The sequence below is a fragment of the uncultured Methanobrevibacter sp. genome (assembly GCF_937898925.1).
GTDB lineage: Archaea > Methanobacteriota > Methanobacteria > Methanobacteriales > Methanobacteriaceae > Methanobrevibacter.
Map to the genome: position 1 here is coordinate 16,004 of NZ_CALDKF010000079.1, position 20,266 is coordinate 36,269.

The 20,266-nt window shown below is 31.5% G+C and carries 19 protein-coding genes; 2 read left to right on the forward strand and 17 right to left on the reverse strand.

Features of this window, described 5'->3' with window-relative positions; all coding sequences use genetic code 11:
* Positions 1–129: 129 nt before the first annotated feature.
* Entirely contained in the window at positions 130–549 is a 420-nt protein-coding gene (locus tag Q0409_RS06345) for a nuclease (RefSeq protein ID WP_298536196.1), read from the forward strand.
* A gap of 187 nt (positions 550–736) precedes the next feature.
* On the opposite strand, the gene Q0409_RS06350 is transcribed toward Q0409_RS06345, so the two are convergent.
* From Q0409_RS06350 to Q0409_RS06425, 16 genes are all read right to left on the reverse strand, one after another.
* Positions 737–3,514 carry an SMC family ATPase gene (locus Q0409_RS06350; RefSeq protein WP_298536198.1) on the reverse strand — a complete coding sequence of 926 codons (2,778 nt, stop codon included), beginning with the start codon at positions 3,512–3,514 and terminating at the stop codon, positions 737–739.
* Positions 3,515–3,523: 9 nt separating this feature from the next.
* Entirely contained in the window at positions 3,524–4,813 is a 1,290-nt protein-coding gene (locus Q0409_RS06355; RefSeq protein ID WP_298536200.1) for a DNA repair exonuclease, read from the reverse strand.
* Between the two features lie 115 nt (positions 4,814–4,928).
* A complete protein-coding gene (locus tag Q0409_RS06360; protein ID WP_298536202.1) occupies positions 4,929–6,437 on the reverse strand; it encodes an ATP-binding protein in 1,509 nt (502 codons plus the stop codon).
* 104 nt (positions 6,438–6,541) lie between these two features.
* Positions 6,542–7,630, reverse strand: a complete 1,089-nt coding sequence (locus tag Q0409_RS06365) for a DNA double-strand break repair nuclease NurA (protein WP_298536204.1) — start codon at positions 7,628–7,630, stop codon at positions 6,542–6,544.
* Positions 7,631–7,981: 351 nt separating this feature from the next.
* Positions 7,982–8,731, reverse strand: coding sequence for a geranylgeranylglyceryl/heptaprenylglyceryl phosphate synthase (locus Q0409_RS06370; protein WP_298536206.1), 750 nt, complete (start codon positions 8,729–8,731; stop codon positions 7,982–7,984).
* 331 nt (positions 8,732–9,062) lie between these two features.
* Positions 9,063–9,209: a 50S ribosomal protein L40e gene (locus Q0409_RS06375; RefSeq protein WP_048812436.1), complete on the reverse strand. Its 147-nt coding sequence runs from the start codon at positions 9,207–9,209 to the stop codon at positions 9,063–9,065.
* A 192-nt stretch (positions 9,210–9,401) separates the two neighbouring features.
* A complete protein-coding gene (locus Q0409_RS06380; protein WP_298536208.1) occupies positions 9,402–9,920 on the reverse strand; it encodes a DUF367 family protein in 519 nt (172 codons plus the stop codon).
* A gap of 88 nt (positions 9,921–10,008) precedes the next feature.
* Complete coding sequence (locus Q0409_RS06385) at positions 10,009–10,704, reverse strand: hypothetical protein (protein ID WP_298536210.1); 696 nt, start codon at positions 10,702–10,704, stop codon at positions 10,009–10,011.
* A 24-nt stretch (positions 10,705–10,728) separates the two neighbouring features.
* Positions 10,729–11,121, reverse strand: a complete 393-nt coding sequence (locus Q0409_RS06390; protein ID WP_298536212.1) for a hypothetical protein — start codon at positions 11,119–11,121, stop codon at positions 10,729–10,731.
* 9 nt (positions 11,122–11,130) lie between these two features.
* Positions 11,131–11,799 carry a DUF116 domain-containing protein gene (locus Q0409_RS06395; protein WP_298536213.1) on the reverse strand — a complete coding sequence of 223 codons (669 nt, stop codon included), beginning with the start codon at positions 11,797–11,799 and terminating at the stop codon, positions 11,131–11,133.
* A 219-nt stretch (positions 11,800–12,018) separates the two neighbouring features.
* Positions 12,019–12,483 carry a hypothetical protein gene (locus Q0409_RS06400; RefSeq protein ID WP_298536215.1) on the reverse strand — a complete coding sequence of 155 codons (465 nt, stop codon included), beginning with the start codon at positions 12,481–12,483 and terminating at the stop codon, positions 12,019–12,021.
* Between the two features lie 145 nt (positions 12,484–12,628).
* Entirely contained in the window at positions 12,629–12,784 is a 156-nt protein-coding gene (locus Q0409_RS06405) for a hypothetical protein (protein ID WP_292779506.1), read from the reverse strand.
* A 120-nt stretch (positions 12,785–12,904) separates the two neighbouring features.
* Entirely contained in the window at positions 12,905–13,273 is a 369-nt protein-coding gene (locus Q0409_RS06410; RefSeq protein ID WP_296855125.1) for a hypothetical protein, read from the reverse strand.
* A gap of 80 nt (positions 13,274–13,353) precedes the next feature.
* Complete coding sequence (gene hmgA / locus Q0409_RS06415; protein WP_298536217.1) at positions 13,354–14,556, reverse strand: hydroxymethylglutaryl-CoA reductase (NADPH); 1,203 nt, start codon at positions 14,554–14,556, stop codon at positions 13,354–13,356.
* A 107-nt stretch (positions 14,557–14,663) separates the two neighbouring features.
* Complete coding sequence (sucD, locus tag Q0409_RS06420; protein ID WP_298536219.1) at positions 14,664–15,530, reverse strand: succinate--CoA ligase subunit alpha; 867 nt, start codon at positions 15,528–15,530, stop codon at positions 14,664–14,666.
* Between the two features lie 288 nt (positions 15,531–15,818).
* Positions 15,819–16,544 carry a hypothetical protein gene (locus Q0409_RS06425; RefSeq protein WP_298536221.1) on the reverse strand — a complete coding sequence of 242 codons (726 nt, stop codon included), beginning with the start codon at positions 16,542–16,544 and terminating at the stop codon, positions 15,819–15,821.
* A gap of 185 nt (positions 16,545–16,729) precedes the next feature.
* Between Q0409_RS06425 and aroD the strand changes: the two genes are divergently transcribed.
* Positions 16,730–17,413, forward strand: a complete 684-nt coding sequence (aroD, locus tag Q0409_RS06430; protein ID WP_296869447.1) for a type I 3-dehydroquinate dehydratase — start codon at positions 16,730–16,732, stop codon at positions 17,411–17,413.
* 253 nt (positions 17,414–17,666) lie between these two features.
* Here aroD and Q0409_RS06435 read toward each other — a convergent pair.
* On the reverse strand, positions 17,667–20,266 hold a 2,600-nt coding region (locus Q0409_RS06435), incomplete at its 5' end, for a family 78 glycoside hydrolase catalytic domain (RefSeq protein ID WP_298536223.1).

Below are 20,266 nucleotides of genomic sequence, written 5' to 3' on the forward strand. Positions count from 1 at the left end.
ATGATGATTCTTAATCAATTATTCATTTTGAAAAAATATTTTCTAAATTGTTATATAAAATTTTTAATATTAAGAAAACAATATAAAATATAAACATTAACTTAATGAAAATTAAAAAGGAAGGATAAAATGTTTGAAGAAGAACAAGACAATAAAATCTATAATCTTATTATTACACGTGGAATTGATAAAGAAAATGAATATGGGCAATTTACAGAGAAGTTATACTCTAAACCAGACTTCCTATGGACTGAATCAATGGCAAGGGATTACGCTCCTTTTGGAGAAAGCTTCTTTGAAAAAGTAGATGTTATTGTTGTTTTATCTGGAATTTACAATTATAATCAAATGCATATTGACATTTTAATTGAAAAAGCAGAGGAATTTGACATTCCTATACTATTAGTACGCCCTTATGGTATGGAGATAGTTCCTGAAGAGCTTGAGAAAAAAGCAAAAGCAGTTGTTGGATGGAATGCAAACTGCATTGTCGACGACATAAGATCCATTGTAAGTGGAGATTATGATGAATTCTGTGATGATTTTTAATTAAATCATTTTCCTTCTTTTTTAAATTTGTAAAAAAAGTCTTTTTTTTAAAATAAAATAATTGAAAATAAAAAAAATAAAATAAGAAAATAAAATAAGAAAATAATTGAAAATAAAATAAAAAATAAAATGAGATAAGTAAATAATTAAATTACTTATCTAAACTATTTTTAAATATTAAACAGAATTAACTGTTTATTTTAACTGTGGAAATACCATCTTCTTTTTCAACTCGAATAAGAGTGTCTGCAGCATTCTCCAATTCATCATCATGAGTGACTATCAACATTTGAGGAATTACAGACATGCTGCGTAAAACATTTATTAAATTCTGTTTACGGACAGTGTCTAAGTGAATGGTAGGCTCATCCAAAAGAATTGTCTCAATATTTCCCTTAGACATTGCCTGTGTAATACCTAACCTTAATGCAAGAGCGATAGCTATTTTCTCTCCACCACTAACCATTTCTATATTGGATTCCCCTTCAGGTCCATATATTGAAATATTGTACTCATCATCCAATATCAAGTCAGAATAGTTGAAGTTGAACTTCTCAAAGAATTCTCTTGTATACTTCTGAATCAATGGTCTGGACTGGCTTCTTAAATCCTTTTGAATGCCATCTTTGCTGTATAAAGTTCTTAAATCTTCAAGCAATCCATAGTATTCCTTAACAGCAATGTATTCCTCTTTATTTTTTCTATTTGCTTCAATGGTCTTTTCAATGGTTTCCACTGTAGTTTCATAGATCTTTAAGTTGTTGTCATTTACAGCAATCTCTTTAGAGTATCCATTGAACTTATCATTTAATCTATCAATCAGGAATATCATATTTCTGTAATTCTCTTCATTATATTCTGAAGAATCAATTGCTTTCTTGATTTCCTTGATATCATTCTCCTTTTGAGTTATTTCATCGGCTTTAATCTTCAGCTTTTCTTCATATTCTGCTTTAGCTTTAACAGACCCTAATAAAACATGGTATCTTGTATCCTTTTCAGACAAGTCTTTTATCAATCCATCCAAAGTTTCAAAACTCATATCCAATGAAAGATTGGAATCTGCATTGACATATTCCTTAAGTTTCTCTTCTTCGAGATTGATTTTACCTGCAATGGTATATAATTCATCCTTGATCTTGGATTCATCTGGAGAAGATTTAAGAAGAGTATTTGCTTCCAAATACTTTTTATCATGAGATTCAAGCTCTTTGAACTCATTATTCTTGGAATCAATTATCCTATCCAATTCTTCAAGTTCATTCTTTTTGCCTTGAAGCTCATTGATTTTGGAATTGACAGTTTCCAAACTTTTTGTAAACTTGTCCAAATCTCCAACGATATGTTTGTTCTGATATATCTTTGTTTTAATTGAATCAAGCTTTAATAAATTAGCATCTTTTAATGATTTGTCCTTGTTTAATTTAGTGATAATCTCATTATTTTCACCAATCTTTTTATTATTAGTATTGATAGTTTCCTCATACATATGAATGAGTTCATTTTTCTTATCTTCACTAATATCTGATTGGCAAACAGGACATTTATTATCCACTTCCTTAATGTCAGACAATGGTTCTTCCAATGACTTGATTTCCTGATTTAAGCTTATGGATTCCTTATTCAATTTCTTTAATTCATCTTCAATCTCATTGATTTCATTTTTGAGATTGGTTCTGAAATTTTCAACAAGACTTTCCAAACTATTCAAGTCATCATTGGTCTTGATTGGATTTATTTCCTCTTCAAACTCAGATAAAACTGTTTTTGCATCATTGTAGAAAGTTTCTAAGTCATTGTTGTATTGATCAATATCCTGAATTAATGTGTTTTTCTCCTTTTCCAATTCATCTAAACGTTTGAGTTCAGCAGACAATTCCACTTTCTTATTGTTTAAAGCCTTGGTTTCACCTTCAAGAGATACAAATCTTTCATGATTCTCCTTTTCAGATTCTATAATAGATTTATAGCCATCAATCTTAGTGATAATTTCCTTATTGTTTTTCTCATCTTGTTTAAAATTATTTAAATCAGTGAGAGACACCTTAAATTCATTATAGGTTGGGAGCTTTTCACTATATGGCTTTAAAAGATTCATTTGTTCCTCATTTCTTAAAATCTCATTGTATTTATTAGACAACTCTTCTTTTAACTTATTTAATCCATTTAGATTCTCCTTTTCATGGACTAATTTCATATTGAGAGCTTCATACTCTTTCTTTTGTTTGTCTAATTCCTCTTTTTCCTTGTTCTTTAATTCAATGTCATTTTTAAGGCTTTCATGATCTTTCTTTAAGGCATCATTCTTTTCATTTAAAGTGAAATGCTCTTCTTTTGCCTTTTTAAGTTCAAAATTAAGCTCTGACTCTGGCTGTATCCTATCTTCTAAAACAGCTTTTCTTGTCTTATAGTCCTCGCTTATTTTAGGAAGATTATCATAAGCCTTTTCCAACTCTTCAAGACGTAAGAGCTTACCGATTAACTTCTTACGTTTAGCAGGTGTCTTGTCAATAAGTTCAGCTATTTCACCTTGCCTAATATGAATCGCATTTAAGAATGTTGAGGAATCCATGCTTAAAATCACTTCAATTTCCTTATCCACTTCCTTATTTCCAGAAACATAGATTTCCTCTTCCCCATCTACAATTTTATATAGGTTTGAAGTAGGTTTGGAACCGGATTTTGTTAGGGTTATTGTCCTTTCAACCATATACTCAGTTCCATTTGAGACAAATGACAATTTCACTACCATTTGAATCTTATCACCTGTGTTCTTATTGGATCTTACCAAATCATTAACGGATTTTGTAGTGTAGGATTTGAATAATGCAAAGGAGATAGCTTCAAAAATAGAAGACTTACCTGCACCGTTTTCACCTACAATCAAGCTTATTCCAGGATTGAAATCCAATGTAGTGTCTGCATGTGATTTAAAGTTTTTCAATTCTAACCTTGTAAATATCATCATATCACCCTAAAAGTCATCAAAACTTATCTGTTTAGACTTTTCATTTTTGGAATCCTCAATTGAATCATCTAAATTCTTATCCAAATAATCGTCTAAACTATCTGAATCCTCTAATTTATCGTTATTCAATTCATTTGATTTTTCTTCATCAAAATAATGTTGACTATAGAATCTGTCTGAAATGAATTTAGCATCATCTATTCTTCCAACAGATAGATTGTCAAGCAAGTCAATGGACAATTTATTTACTTCTTCCTTGCCGTATTTTTCCCTAACTCTCTTTTGCAGCAATGTTCTAGGGTCCAATATCTTGTTTTCATCTATAATCCTTTCCTCTTCCAAGACCTTGTCTGGCTTAAAGCTTGGCCTTAGATTCAATACATTATCTCCAATGGATTCCTTGATAGTTTCATAAATATCTGCACTGTCAAAATCTCCGCCTGCTACGGTCAAGTCAAGCATAGGCTTATTATCCAATGATTGAATCTTTTCCTTAACGTCACGGAGGCCTTCTTCAAACTTATTGTAATCAATAACAGCCCTAACGAACTCTCTTGGAAGGTCAATCTTCACTCTTTCAACTTGAGGCTTATCATAGCTTAAGTCCACTACAACGAATCCCTTACCGAATTCCCTGAAATTCTCATTGGATTCACTTGTTCTCCATATTTCCATAGATCCAGGATAAACCAGTTTTCCTTTGCCGAAATCTTCTTCAACATAATTATGAACATGACCCATAGCATAGTAATCAAAGTTTTTAGGCATTTGTGATAACTCTATTTCATGAGTGTCCTCATGCATCCATTTGTCAATCCCTTGGTGAGAAACCAAAATGGACTTAAGATACTTGTCTGCCATCTTGGATAATTGATCATAAGCACTTTTTAATGCTCTGCTTTGTGAACTAGGGACATAACGAACTCCACAGATTAATACTGGTCCTTCAGTATACATCGGATGATTATCACTGATTAATTTAAGTCCTATGTCTTTAAATAGAACTTGTGGAGGCAATGCTCCTTTCCTTAAGATTGAATCATGGTTTCCGGCAATAGCATAAATAGGTATTTTAGCTTCATTCAATCTAAGCAATGCCTTTTGAAATGCAAGCAATGCTTCTGTAGATGGTCTGTTATTATCAAATAAGTCTCCACTATGGATAACAAAATCCACATCTTTTTCTATTATTTTATCTATATTCCTAGCAAATACGTCATAAAAGTCTGTTTCACGTTCCAATAGTCCAAATTGTCTTGAACCTAAATGACTATCAGATAAATGTGCAAAACGCATTTTATTTCACCCTCCTTCGTATTTTAAATTATTAATTTAATATTTTCTTAGAATTGTTATAATCAGTTTAATTATACAAATAATAATGATTTGTTATTTATAAAGGTTCCTAAATTTAATATCCTCCGCCTAAATTAACGAATTGGTCTAATTCCTTTTGTAATGCTTTTTCCTCATCCTCTTTTTTTGTTTGCCATTGCTCAATGATATTCAAGTCTCCACCTCTTTGGCGTCCTTTGAATTCATTTATCTTTACAAGGGTTGGAACCTTTGTCATAAGCCCTAAAACCAAGGCTTCACCGATGTTAAGTGATGGCAATTGCTTTACCAAATCTTCGCTAAGGCTTTCGCTGGCTGTTTGGACATGTCTTTGATCTTTTGGCTCAACAAGCCTTAGAATTATCATATTGTTGGCTTGTGATAATGTTTCAGCATCAACAGATTTAGGAGATTGGCTTACCAAACAAAGGCCTAAACCAAATTTACGACCTTCTCTAGCTATACGTGTAATCCAATACTTACTGTTGCTGCTTCTGTTTTGAGGTGCTAAAATATGTGCCTCTTCAACTACAAAGAATAAGGGATAGGATAATGCGTCATTATCGCTGTGTCTGACAAATTGTTTTCTGCTCCTAAGGGATCTTCTAAGTACATGAGCAACCAATACTTCAGCCATATTCTCATCGACTTGTCCTAAATCAAGAACATTAGCCATTCCAGGTTTTATTTGAGTTAGGAAGTCACCTATGTTAACATTTAACAATCTATCATATTTTACATTCAAATCCTCTATCTTATTGATTACATCCATAATGTTTTTCTTATTGCTGGCATCATAATCCTCATCATTATACCAGTTATCAAGGATTTTGTATAATAATTCTATAAAATCAGCAGTGCTTGCAGTTCCCTCTTTCACCAACCTTCTAGCTTCGTTAAAAGCTCTTCTAAAGTATCTTTCTTGCAAAGGAGCATTGGAAGGAATGCTTGCCAATTTTTTAATTTCTGAAAATTCCATATATTGAGGATTTATCATAGGCTGGATCACATTTACTTTTCCATTAGTAAATTCCGCATCAACATATTCTGAATGCATATCAAAGATTAACATACAACCGTTATATTCTAAAAGTCCATCAATGATAACAGAAACGGTATTTGACTTACCTGCACCTGTCATTGCAAGAATTGCCAAGTGACGGGACACCATCTTATTGATGTCTACACCCACTTCAACATCTTCATTGTTTATCAAATGTCCAAGCTTAAGAGAGTTTTCAATGTGGAATATCTTATCCAAAACCTCACTAGGAGCAGGATAAATGGGAGTTCCAGGAGGAGCAGGAGTTCGTGGCAACTTTAAATTGTCATTTACATCACCAAGAATGGAAATATTTCCCTTTATGTAATAGTCATCACCTTCAATTTCCCTTATCTTTGCTATAGTATCAGGATCATATATTTCATTGTTTAAGGAAACGCTTCCACGAACCATTGACTCTATCATCCCTAAGATGATCTTGCCGTCATATTCAAGTGTTACATATTCCCCTACTTGGGGCATTTCTTTTGAAATGAAACTTACTTCAATAAGAGATGTTTCTCCTATGCATCTTCCAATCATTTTTAAACCTCTAAACTCAATTATATTTTGTTATATTCAATTTTTTAAAATTATAAATTTAATTATCTTAAACATCAAATTAGTTCTATTTATTGATAATTTTCTTAATTTAACATTTCACGACCTGATTTATCCAAAAATCCAATTATTTTAGATAAGCTATTCATATCCTGATTTGAAATGACAACATCCTTATGCGCTTTCTTTAGTAAAAAAGGATATCCTTCAGTTGAATTTGCTTTTAAAATCTTTAAAATTTCCCTTATTTCATCCAAATCTTTAGTGTAATAAGGCAATTCTATCTTTATGATGTTCTTATTGTCATCGAGTCTTGCAAAGAATATTGTAAACCACAGTTCTCTGAAGAACTCATCTTCAATAGGGAAATCATGCTTGGTTTTGCTTGTTACCTTTCTATGATAAGGTTCACTGAATCCTTGCTTTCTTGTCATACCATCTAAGATAGCCATATCAGGAATATTTGCATAGAAAATTTCATTGCTTGATGAAGTTTTGGAAATAGCAATGATTTTCTTTTTGTTTTCCAGAAGATATTTTAAGGCAATCAGGTTTTCCAAACTCTCCAAGAATGTTATTAAAGCATATTCATCAACGTCTTCGTCCTCAAACAAGTCTTTAAATTCTTCCCTGAAATTAAATGAGGATAAATTTAACTCATTAGATTCTATTTCAGATTCCAGCTTTTCCTTGACTTGTGCTATAATTTTTGCCTTATATTCTGGTGAAATGCTCTTTTCCACAGGAATTGGACGGATTAAATCCCCTAAAATAGATCCATCATCCATATAATAATCTATATCAAAATCATTGAATGTCTTTATTGCAGTCTTTATCTCAAATATGCTCATCATATTTCTCAATCTTTCCTCTAAGAATGATTGGTGAGGTATTATATCAAGCTCTGCAGATTCAATAGTTTTTAGCTTTGATTCTGTATCATTAGGATTGTAAATGAGGGATTGTGCTGCAACAGCATAAAAATTGAAGCTAAGATATTTCTTTTTGTTATAGCTCCCATCACCTGCAGCAAGAACTGTATTTGAATCACTTGGAATTATTTCCTCTTCATGCCATTTGGATTCAATATCTATTTTAGTTTCCTTATATTCCTCTAAAGGTTCATTAAGTTGCCCTTTCTTTCTAATAGCTTCTGTATACAACGAATTTAACATGATAAAACCTAATAAAAATTATAAATAGATATTTTCTTATTTCTAAATATATATTAAAATATTACCTTAATCTCATAAATTATTTTATAAATTAATATGGGTTTAGTTTTATTTAAAAGATAAGAAAGAGCATTTGAAAATTAATTAAAAAAAGAAAATTATTGTAAAAAATAGTTTAAAATTAAAAATAATTTAGAATTAAAAATAGTTTAGAATTAAAAATACTTTAAAATTAAAAATAATTTAGAATTAAAAATAATTTAGAATTAAAAATACTTTAAAATTAAAAATAATTTAGAATTAAAAATAGTTAAAATAATGTAAAAAATAAAAAAAAGAAAAGAAATAAAACTATTGAGAAGCTTTACGAACTCCTGCTACTATTTCTTGGATTTTGCCTTTAACATCTGAGGTTTCCTCTACAACAGTACCAGTAACAATGATGTCTGCACCAGCTTTTGCTGCTGTATAAGCTGCTGTTGCATCACGGATTCCTCCACCTACAACAAGTACAATGTCTTGTGTAGCTCTTTTTGTATAAGCAACCATTTCAGGAGGAATAGGTTGATCTGCACCAGAACCTGCTTCAATATAGAAGTATCTCATACCTAAGTTTTCAGCTGCCATAGCATAGATAGCTGGGATTTTAGGCTTGTTTCTTGGGATTAATTTAGCGTCTCCAACCCAACCGACAGTTCCACCAGGTTCAGCTACGACATAACCCATAGGAATCTTTTCGATACCTGTTTTGTTAACTGCAGGTGCTGCCAATGCTTGAGCACCGATAATCCAGTAAGGATTGTTTGAATTTAAATAACTCATGAAGAAGATAGCATCTGCATATTTGCTTGCACCATTGATGTTTCCTGGGAACAATACAATAGGCAATTCAATGTTTTCAGATAATGCCTTACAAGTTCCGTCAAGTGCAGCGGTATCTACAGTGGAACCTCCAACCATAATACCATCACTGCCACCTTCAATTGCTGCTTTAGCAATAGCAACAGCCTCTTCTGGGCTTTGTTCATCAGGATCGATTAAAGTTAAATGAATTTTACGAGTTTTTAATATTTCCTTAAAATGAGCTTCAACATTTTTCATAAAATCACACAATGAATTTGTAAAATATTTATTAAAGTAAATTAATTTTAGATTAATTTTTTGAATAATCTATTAATTACTTATATTTATTTACTTATTAGTATTTAAAATTAATATAAATTTATTAAAAATTATTATAAAATAGTGAATTTGTTAAAATTAGTAAATTATAAGAATAGTTATAAAAATTGTGAAAAATCAGTCAAAAATTTATTAAAATTAGTTAAAAATTAGTTAAAATCAGTTAAAATTAGTATTTATAAAAATAAGTTAATATAAAAATCTAAAGAGAATAAAAATTCTCTTTTAAGTTTAAAGGGATAGAGTGAATCTATCCTCTAGGTTCTTTAGCTTTGAATCTTAAACCTTTGTAACCACATTTTCTACAAGTAGTAGCTCCAGCAGGATTACGTGCATTACATTTTAAACAGATTTTTACATTAAACATTCTGTTTTCTGCTTCTTCAAATCTTGCCATTAACAATTCCTCCATATCTTATTAAATTAATTGATCAATATAACTTAAATAGAAATTCATGAAAAAATTCTAGAGAAATAATTCATTAAATTCATAATAAAAGTTTAAAAAGAATATTATGGATTACATAATGTAATCATAAATATTAATATAAAATATGATTTTAATAGTATATAAATGTTAGGTTTATTTTTACCTTTCATGAGCTTCTAAGAACTCATTTTGTATTTGTACTACCTCTTCACTTGTTTTTACATCACTATAGGCTTCCAATAAGTCATAATTCATTTCAATGAATGAATGACCCCATTTGAATCCATCCATGATATGATGGGCCTCATCCTTAAATCCAGTTATATAGAATGTAGCTGCAATCGCTTCATTAGTTGATAATATGCAAGGTTTTCCGAAATTAACTGGATTTGCAGCGATTAAAAAAGGAAGAGATCTGTGATATTTTGATAAACTGAAGAAACTTGCTGACTTAGAGACCTTATTCCAGGAACAGTCAAGCCCTACAACACCCTTGTTTTCAACAAGTGGTCTGTCCTCATAGGAAACTGCCTTTTCGGAAAATGGATTCAGGACAACTGCACCACGTGGAATCTGATGTATCTTATAGACTATCTTGCATTTTCCTTGCTTTTCCATCTTAAATGCAGTGCATTTCCTTTTATCACATTCATTTGCATGAAAAACAGTTACTTTCATAAATATCACTAACTTGATCTTTTAAAAAAAGAATAAACAACAGAATAATCATTATTCTGTCAAATCTTATAAAAAATTTAATATTTCATTAACCTTGACTTGGATCAATGGTGCCATTGAAAATACCATCAATGTATTCCCTATTGAATTCAAACTCCTCATCTGACATGCCCATTAAATCAGCCATTTTAGGAGCTTTTTTAGCATCTTTAAACTCAATGCTATTAATTAAAGGTTCAATATAATCCTTATACAACGGACAGAATAAAGTTCCGTCACATTCAGTCTTATTATCATAAGACATGATATTTATTGTATATGCGGTTCCATTAATGTCAGCTTCACAAATGTATACATTAATAGTATTATTGGAATTGTTTCCGGAACTTCCATTAGCTGAAACATTGGCATTAGGAACAGCTTGAGAATAGAATATTTTCCAAGGCTGGTCATTATAGTTTCTTATTTCAGGAGCCCCTAACCCTTGCAATTGATAAACATCGGTTATGAAGTCACCATCCTTTACACAGGACATGTTGTAGGTTATGTTATGCTCCTTATCTTCATAGGAATCAGTCCATCCTTTGGTTAAGTTATCTTCACTTATGTTATTTTGAGTCATATCACCATTAAATGTGCCGGACATAAACTTATTGTCAAAGTCTGTTGTAGGGCCTCCAAATAAGTTCATTCCAAACAATTCAAATGCTGAAACAGCACCTAATGAACTAATTACAATTGCCAATACTGCAATAGCAATAAAGGCTGTCCTTTTACTGTTCATGGTTTTCCTCCAATATAATAAAGTTTAAGAGTCAGCTAAAGTAAAATTAGGCCTAAATTTAGAACTTCTCTTTAGGTTCTTAAGTTCTACCTTAGTGGGGCATTTGTATTCTTCCAACATAAGAATCTTATAATCATAATCAATTGGCAATGAATCGTCCTTACCGTCAATAAGACCTCTGAAGTTTGCGCCAACCCAACCTGTTCCTCCTATATCATAATTGATTCTGTCAATAGGATTGAAATTTTCAAAGAACATCTCTAATTCAATTGTTCTTTCCATAGGGGCTTTATAATGGATAGCCATCACCTTATTGGAATTCATTCTGATCTTTATGAATTTCTGATCCATTTTCAATTCGTCCCCTTCTCTTACTTTCTTAATGATAAAAAATGGATTTATATCACTTTCGGGCATATTTTCACCTCATTTAACGTTTTCTTCTTGTTTTTTATAATCGTAATAACCAATTGTCTCAAGTACTTTTGAAACGTCTACCTTTGTTTCAAAGCAACCAGAGGTAGATAAAAGAACTCCTTGAGGAGCAAAATCTGACAATGCCATCATGGTTTGATTCAAGTCCACATGACAAGCAACTCCCACAACGGATTTGAACTTGTTCTGTTGAATGATCTTCTTAACGAAACTGGAACCAGGCACAATGAAAACCCTATATCCCATAGGTTCGGCCTTTTCCTTAATGACACCAATAGCACATTTTCCACAATGTGTACATAAAACGCCAGTTTCCTTTAAGCTGGCTTCACAATGAGCAGACCTTAAGCAATGGGGCAACACTATGATTTTGTCTTCAGGAGGGATCTTGTCAAACTTGTTTTTATTAACCTTATTCCTTACTTCAATTCCAATATGATCAACAAAAGCATCATCAAGGCCTAAAAGATTAGCAAAACTCTTCAATGGAGAATAAAATACATTTACAATAAATATTATAACTGATGGCAATACCAGCTTATTTTTCCTCACTAGAATTATTCCAAGTATAAGCCCTACAATTAGGAGGATCACTATCAGAAATATTAATAGTACAACTCCTTCACCGATTAATTGGAATGCTTGTTCATGCAATAACATATTCGTCAATTCTAAATTTTTTTATACTTTATTTTGTTTAAATAAAACATTTAATATTATTTTATTTTATATATATAAAACTTTTTAAAAAAATTATAATGTATAAATAAAATAATGAAATAAAAAAGAGTAAAATGTAATTCTTAAGAAAAGAAGATAATTATAAAAATAAATTATTTGATATTTACTAAAAAAATATTATTGGTAAAAAATAAATGCCTAAAATGGCTCAATCTTATAGTTCTTAACTTCTCCTTCTATAACAACACCCTCTTTGGATTTGACTATATTCAAGCCGGATAAACTGTCACAGGAGCATAAGATATCCTGTTCAGGGTGTGTTCCAGGAACTATTCCACAGTCTAATCTAACGTTTTCACCAACAGACAATACCATTTTAAGTCTTTTTGATGATGGATGATCCTTTGGAAGGACAAGTATAGGTGACTCTATATCCCTTGTAAGATAAGCAAGAGACCTTATTCCCTTTTCATACTTTTCACCTAAATTAAAGGAGGAAACAGCTATTAAATCATCTTCTTCAAGATATTGGACAATCTCATCACTGTCTGGAGTTCCTATAAATAGCATCTTTTCCTCTCCAGCCTTAACTATTCCAACCATACCGCTTTCACCGAGCAAAAACAGTATTTCATCCTTAGTAAACTTGATTTCTGTTTCCATGATAATCCCACATAATCGATTTAATAATCTAAATCAAAATCAAACCTAAAATAATCTGCAATAATCAAAAAAAGTATAATAATTCAATAAAAAAAGTTAAAGAGCAAATTAATATTTACTCTTAACACTTAAAATAGCAATAGGTTTATTCTTGTGCTTCTACATTGTCACTTTGACAGGAAGGACAGATAACCTTTTTACCTAATCCTTTAAAGTCATTTCCACAATCTAAGCATTTATATTTCTTTGTTTTCAATTTTTTCATTGAAAGTTCAGCCATTGGGCCTCCAGAACTACACATAATATCACCTTTTATTAAAACAGTTAAATACTGGAAATTTTTAACTATTGTTAATAAGTAATTGTTTATATGTTCATTTTAGTATTTATTATTTTATATTTGAAACTAAATAATTAAAAATTAGTCATAATATTTCATCAATTGGCTTGATTCTTCTGTTGATTCAAACTCATCAATGAAATCCTTTAAATCCTTGATAAACTCTTCTTTTCTTTTATCTAAGTCTTCAATAGATGAATAATCCTTTTTAATGGTTAAATTCATTAGAATATCATCGGTTTCAAGAGAAATTTGAGGAAAATTCTTGCTAAAAATAGCTTGATCATTAGATTCGTCAAGGCCGTCTAAAGGATTGAAATCATCATTTGATATTAAATTGTCAAAATCATTAAACTCAATGGAATCATCATCAAAGATAGGTTTGCTGTTTTCCAATTCCTTTTTGAATTCTTCAAATTCTTTCCTGAAATCAATATGCTCTTTTTCCATAAAAATCAAATAAATAAAAATAAATGAATAAGTAAAAAAGTAAAAAAATAAAGAAATTAAAAAAAGATAATTAAAATCAATTATCTTCCTAGCTCTTGGTGAGCTTTTGCCAAGTGTCCTGCAGATATTGCTGCAATTAAGGACAATTCACCAGCCATAACAGTTGAAATGACAATTTCAGCAAATTTGTTTACCTTGCCGGATCCTGCACAATCGATTATCTGCAATCCTTCATTTGCAGTTTCAAGCCTTGTTCCACCACCGATTGTAGCGATAGGTAAATCAGGCATGTTTACAGAGAAGTATAAGTCTCCATCCCTGTCCTCTGCAGTTGTAATTCCTAATGAACCTTCTACAACATGTGCTTCATCCTGACCGGTTGCTAAGAATATCGCTCCAATCATGTTTGCAAAGTGAGCATTGAATGCCATGCTTCCTGCTGCAGCGGAACCAATCAAGTTTTTAGCGGTATTTACCTCTTCAATTGCCTTTGCAGTTGTCTTAAGCTTTGCTCTGACAATAGCTTCAGGTATTAAAATGTCTGCAACAACAGTTTTTCCTCTTCCTTCAACTATATTGATTGCTGCAGGTTTTTTGTCAACACAAAGGTTTCCGCTTAAAGCCAAAGCATGAACTCCTAAATCATCATGCAATTTAGCCAATACCTTTTCTGTTGCAATGGTAACCATGTTCATGCCCATACTGTCTCCTGTTGAGTAAACGAAACGAGGATAAACATAATTTCCTACAATGATGATAGGATCTATCTTAACCAATTTCCCATGGCTTGTTGTGGATTCCGCGATTTCCTTAAGCTCATCAAACTTGTCTTCAAACCATTGCTTTACCTTTACAGCTTCAACGATTGAATCGGTTTTGATTGCAGGAGCTCTTGTCATCTTATCGCCTATTACCCTTGCATTAGCTCCTCCTGCTGCTGTGATGGCTGAACAGCCTCTATTTACTGAAGCCAATAATGCACCTTCAGATGTAGCAAGAGGTACAAAGAAATCATCTTTTGCATATTCTCCATTGACTTTTAAGGGACCTGCAACTCCAATAGGTATTTGCACTGTACCTATAGGGTTTTCGATATTCTTTGCAAATGCAAGTTCCATATCCAAAGTGTAATCAGCCATTTTTTCAAGCTTGCAATTGGAATGTCTTTCTATAAACTCCCTTCTAATGTCTAAAGCTTCAGTAGCATTTTCAGTAAACTTGTCAATTTGATAAAGCTTCATTTCACCAGCCAATAACTTTTCAATGATTTCTTCTTTATCCATATTATCACCAGAAAAAATAGTTTTCTTATAAAAATAGAATTTCTGTAATTTTTAATTTTCAGATCGTATAATTTTGATTTATTATAAAATAAAAAAAGATGGAGAGATTATTCTCCACGAACTTCTTTAATATATTCCACGATTTCAGAAGGTTTTGTAGCTACTTTTACACCAGCAGCCGCCAAAGCTTCCATTTTGCTTTTTGCAGTACCTGAGTTACCAGCAATGATAGCTCCTGCGTGACCCATTCTTTTTCCAGGTGGTGCAGAAAGACCTGCAATATAAGCTACAACAGGTTTGGTAATGTTGTCCTTGATGTATTCAGCAGCAGCTTCTTCAGCTCCCCCACCTATTTCACCAATCAATACGATTTCTTTTGTATCAGGGTCGTTTTCGAACATATCCAATACTTCAATGTATGGAGTACCGATAACAGGGTCTCCTCCAATACCTACGCAAGTGCTTTGTCCAATTCCTGCACGGGTTAATTGGCTTGCAATCTCATAAGTCAATGTACCGCTTCTGGAAATGACTCCAACATCACCTTCAGAGAAGATATGGGTTGGCATAATACCAAGTTTTCCCACTTTAGGAGAGATTACACCAGGAGTGTTTGGTCCAATGACAGTGACGCCTTTTGCTTTTGCATAAGCCATGATTTCCATAGTGTCATGAATAGGTATGTGTTCAGTGATTATAATAACCAAATCCAAATGATCAATGGATTCAAATGCAGCATCCTTTGCAAATGGTGCTGGTACGAATATGATTGATGCATTTACATCTACATTTTCCTTAGCTTCTTCAATAGAATCAAAAACAGGAACTCCGCAAACCTCTTGACCGCCTTTGCCTGGAGTTACTCCTGCTACAATGTTTGTATTATACTTTATCATCTGTTCAGTATGGAATTGACCTTGCTTTCCAGTGATTCCCTGTACCAAACATTTTGTATTTTCATTCAATATTATCATATGAACCACAATCGAAATTTTAAATAATTTTTAATGTATGTAAATTTAATTAAGTTTAAATCAAGATAATAACTATATAAATTTTATATAAATTATTAATCACTATTATATATAGTTTTTAAATATTAAATAGTTATTCATTATTTGATTATTAAAAAAATGCTAAAATAACAATTGAAAAAATAGTGAAAAAACTAATGTATTTTTAATTAATGTAACAACTAATTAAATAAGTTTTAAAAATAAAAATATTAAAAATATCAAGTGTTAAATTAATTAAAATGATACTTAACCTAAAATTCTTGTTTTGTTTTCAAATGGTATAGATAAATCTATCATATTTCCATTCATTAATGCAGTTACAGATACCAAGACACTTCCTGGAAGCACATTGCATGCAGTATGCCTCTTTACGAGATAAGTGTTTTTATTACCTAAAGCTGCTCCAATCATAGCACTTGCAACAACAGCAATCTGTTCCAATTCATTTACTGAAACAACCACAACAGGATCATCAGTGTCATCAATGGATACATACCCTACTCCTGGAATATCAGTTCTTGTACCTATCTTATCGCTGACTCCAGTGACTGATTTCATTCCACTTGCTGCTTCTATAGCAGAATTAGCCACATCAGCTACAAAAGATTCCCCTCCATAGGTGTCAAATGCCATTATGATTGCATCCTGAAAAGGACCTTCTTCCAGATTTGCTTCTGCATAGGATATGCCTTCTCCAGCATTATCAGGATTTTCAGAGATTCCTGCCACATCACCTAAATCCTCTGCATTGTTTCTTAATATTTCTACAATTCCTGAATTTACTGCTTCCAATAGATCATCCTCAACAAATGCAGTGATTACAACATCATCTCCAGTGACATTTGTTAAAGCTGCCTTTCTTGCTCCCAATTCGAAGAGTTTAGGAATGTCCTTTTCAATGTTTTCAACTAATGAATCGGAAACGGAAACATCATTGCTTGAAATATCTGCACCAATAGCTACAACTTTCATAATATCATTAATATCTTTAGCTTTTATAGTTAATATCTTTAATTATTTATTAAACATTGAAAATTGTATAAAACAGGCTTGAAATCAATTAAGTATTTAATTAAATAAGTTAAATATATTAGTAAATAAAAATTAAAATCAAAAATTGATAAAATAAAACATGTTTTTAAAATGGGGTAAACAGCGTGTACAGTGAAACTAAAATAGCTATTCCAATTTTCCAAAGGAACAAGGAAGACATCTTGAAAGTTGCTAACGATTGCATAATAAAAGGTGCGGATATTCTTGAGCTTAGAATAGATGGCATGGATAATCCTAATCCCAAGATTGTTAAGGAAATCATAGAAGAGATCAATTTCCCTACAATAGCAACCAATAGAACCTCTAAGGAAGGAGGATCATTTAGAGGAAGTGAAGAGGATAGAATAGCTATACTTAGAGAATGCTGTGATGTGGCTGATTATGTTGATGTGGAGCTCCAAACAGATAGAGAACTCATTGAATCAATTACAGAAACTGGAGTAACATCCATCATTTCTTACCATAACTTCAAGCAAACTCCTGATTTGGACATATTAATGGACATTGTAATTCAGGAAAAACAGCTTGGAGACATTGCCAAGATAGCAGTTATGCCTAATACCCTTGAGGATACATTGACAATTTTACCTTTAATGTCTCACTTCGATAACGTTGTAGCTATTTCCATGGGAGAATTAGGAAGTTATACAAGGGTTATTGCATCTAAATTCAATGCACCATTTACATTTGCTGTAGTGAATGACAATACAGCACCTGGACAAATAGATATTGATACAATGAAATCATTGATGAACAGTGATTTGATAAATACAGATGATTTGAAATAATAATCATCATTTGCTTTTTTTATAAAAATTTAATTAAAAATAGTAATGCTATAAAATTTATAAAAGCTTTTTTTAAAAAATATTAATTTAAAAATAGATAAAATTGATATAAAATATAAAATGCTTGTTTTAAAAAATATTAATTTAAAAATTGATAAAATTGATATAAAATATAAAATGCTTGTTTTAAAAAAATAAAAAAAGAATTAAGAGAATAAATCTCTTAATAACTAATTTTGATTTGAATTTCCAATTACTTGACAACTCTTAAAGTCTTAGTAACTTTTTTAGCAGTGTAATACTTGGTTTGATAAGGAGTGAGAACAACTTTGTGTTTTCCTACTTTCTGCTTAATCTTCAAGCTTGCGATTCCTTTCTTATTGGTTTTTATAGTGTAAGTCTTGTACTTTTTACCAGTGTAGACTCTCACTTTAACCTTTACACCAGAAAGGACCTTTTTGCTTTTAGTGCTTGTTACCTTAACTTTAAAGTATTTGCCTTTTTTAACTTTTAAAGCTGTAGGAGCAATCTTAATAGGAGATTTGCTAACTTTAATCTGACTTGTTACAGCTTTTGCAGTGTACCCTTTGTCATAATCGCTGACAACAACCTTATAAGTTCCAGGTTTTAAAGTTGCTTTAAATTGAACAAAACCTTTAGCATCACTGACACCAGTATAATTATAGTACTTGTTTTTAGAAATGTAAAGCTTAATGTTCATTTTACCGGAGTGGATTGGCTTTTTGGTCTTAGTGTTGATCAATTTGATTTTGAAAACCCTGCCAGATTTATAGTAAGTAGATACTTTTGGAGCTGAAAATTTAGCCGGAGCAGTTTTTACAGTTAAGTATCTTGTAATTTGGCCAGACTTATAGTTGTTATCAACAGATTGATAAACGATCTTATGCTTTCCAACAGATAATGGAGTAGTTAAGTAAAGCTTTCCATTCTTATCGGTTTTGCCAATGAACCGAGTGTACTTTTTGGAACTGGTGTAAACTGTTATCAAAACATATGCATTTGCAACTGCCTTACCAGTTTTCTTGTCTTTTAATTTTACTACAGCTGCATAATCAGAGTTATAGTAAATGGTTCTATTGGAAGCAGTTAAAGTAGCATTTCTTTGTGTAACATTTAAGGTAGCTTTTGCATCAGTGCAATTTAAGCTATCTCCATTGGTCTTAAGAGTTAAATTATAGACATTAGCGGTTAAATTTAAATCTGGGCTGGTATACCATCCAGTTGCATTGGTTACTCCATCTCTATCTGCATTGATATTTGAAGCATTTATCACAAATTTAACATCAGAAAATTTAATTGGTTGATTATACTTATCAGAGAATAATTGGAAAGTATAATGTAAAAGATTGCCGTATTCCCCTGTAAGGTCTTTTGCTATGATTCTTGCATCTATTGGATTGACTGTGATTTCAGTCTTATTGTTCAATTGATAAAATCCGCCAGTTGTGAATGTAGCATTATAAGTGCCCGCAGGAAGGGAAGTGAAATTATAATAAAGGGCTATTGTATCAATATTCACACTCAACATTGTATCATTGAATACAATAATACCATTTTCATCAGTTGTTAAGGTTTTGGAAGTGGATAATGAAGTTCCTCTTTCAGAGATCTGATAGAAGTAGAATCCTGAAATGGTAACGTTTTCATTAGCTATTGCCTCTCCATTAGCATCAACTAATTTGAATGTGAAGTTTCCAAATTGGTAATCCGCTTTATCTCCATCACCAACAGGAACAATAAATAATTCCTTGAAAGCAACTAAATTGATTGTTTTGTTGGTTTCATTTAAAGTGTCATTTGCATAAATGATCACTAATTGAGCTTTATATAATGTATTGTTGAAATCAATAGGAACAGTTAACTCAAGGGAGTAATTTCCTTCTGTACCATTTAATGTGAAGTTAGGGAAATTAATTACATCTGTAACATTTTCAGTTCCATTATCATATATTAAAAGCAATACTAAATCGTTTTCATTTACGGTTACATTTGTAATATATTCAACAGTCCTATTTTCACCAGTTTCTTCATCAGTAACATTTACAATTTGAGAATTGGTTATTGAAAATGGAATTGTAATTGTTTTATTGGAATCATTGACCTTGATTGTATCATTAGCTGTAATGGTATTGTTTTCAACTATGTGCAATTCAAATTCAATTTCGGATTCATTACAATTCTCATTACCTAAATACTTAATGACAATGGTATAAGTACCTATTGATTTTGTGAAATTGGTTAACTTAATACCATTGGTTACATTATTTCCACCAGTGATGTTAGTAAAGCCATATTCTATACCATTAACAGTAACATTCAATCTGCTTGCATTGACATTAAGAGTCTTATTGCAATCAACAAGGATTGTGAAAGGAATTATTACATCCTCATCAATTTGAACCTTTGCAGTGGTTGCATTGAATCTTGTACCAGTTTTAGTAATGTTTAAGTTAATGGTTTTATTAGATTCAGTGTAATTCTTATCTCCAATTGTACTGTTTAGGAATTGGATTTTAATCAAATATTCACCGACTCCCAATTGATTCAAGACAATTTGAGATTCATTGTTTATGCTGAAACCTACTGTACTGTTAAAGTCCCCTTCATCAGTAGCATTCATGTAATACACTTTAAAATTGCTTTTATTAGTATCATTAATAGGGTTACCATCATTATCAGTGAGAGTGAAATTAATCTTAATGGTATCTCCAGGATTTCCACGTGGAATAAATGAAATCCATCCGGCTATGTTCTGTCCGAAGTCGATAATGGTCTTGCCATCAACAACGTTTACCACAGGCTTTATGTCGAGTTTCTCCTCTGTCATATTTG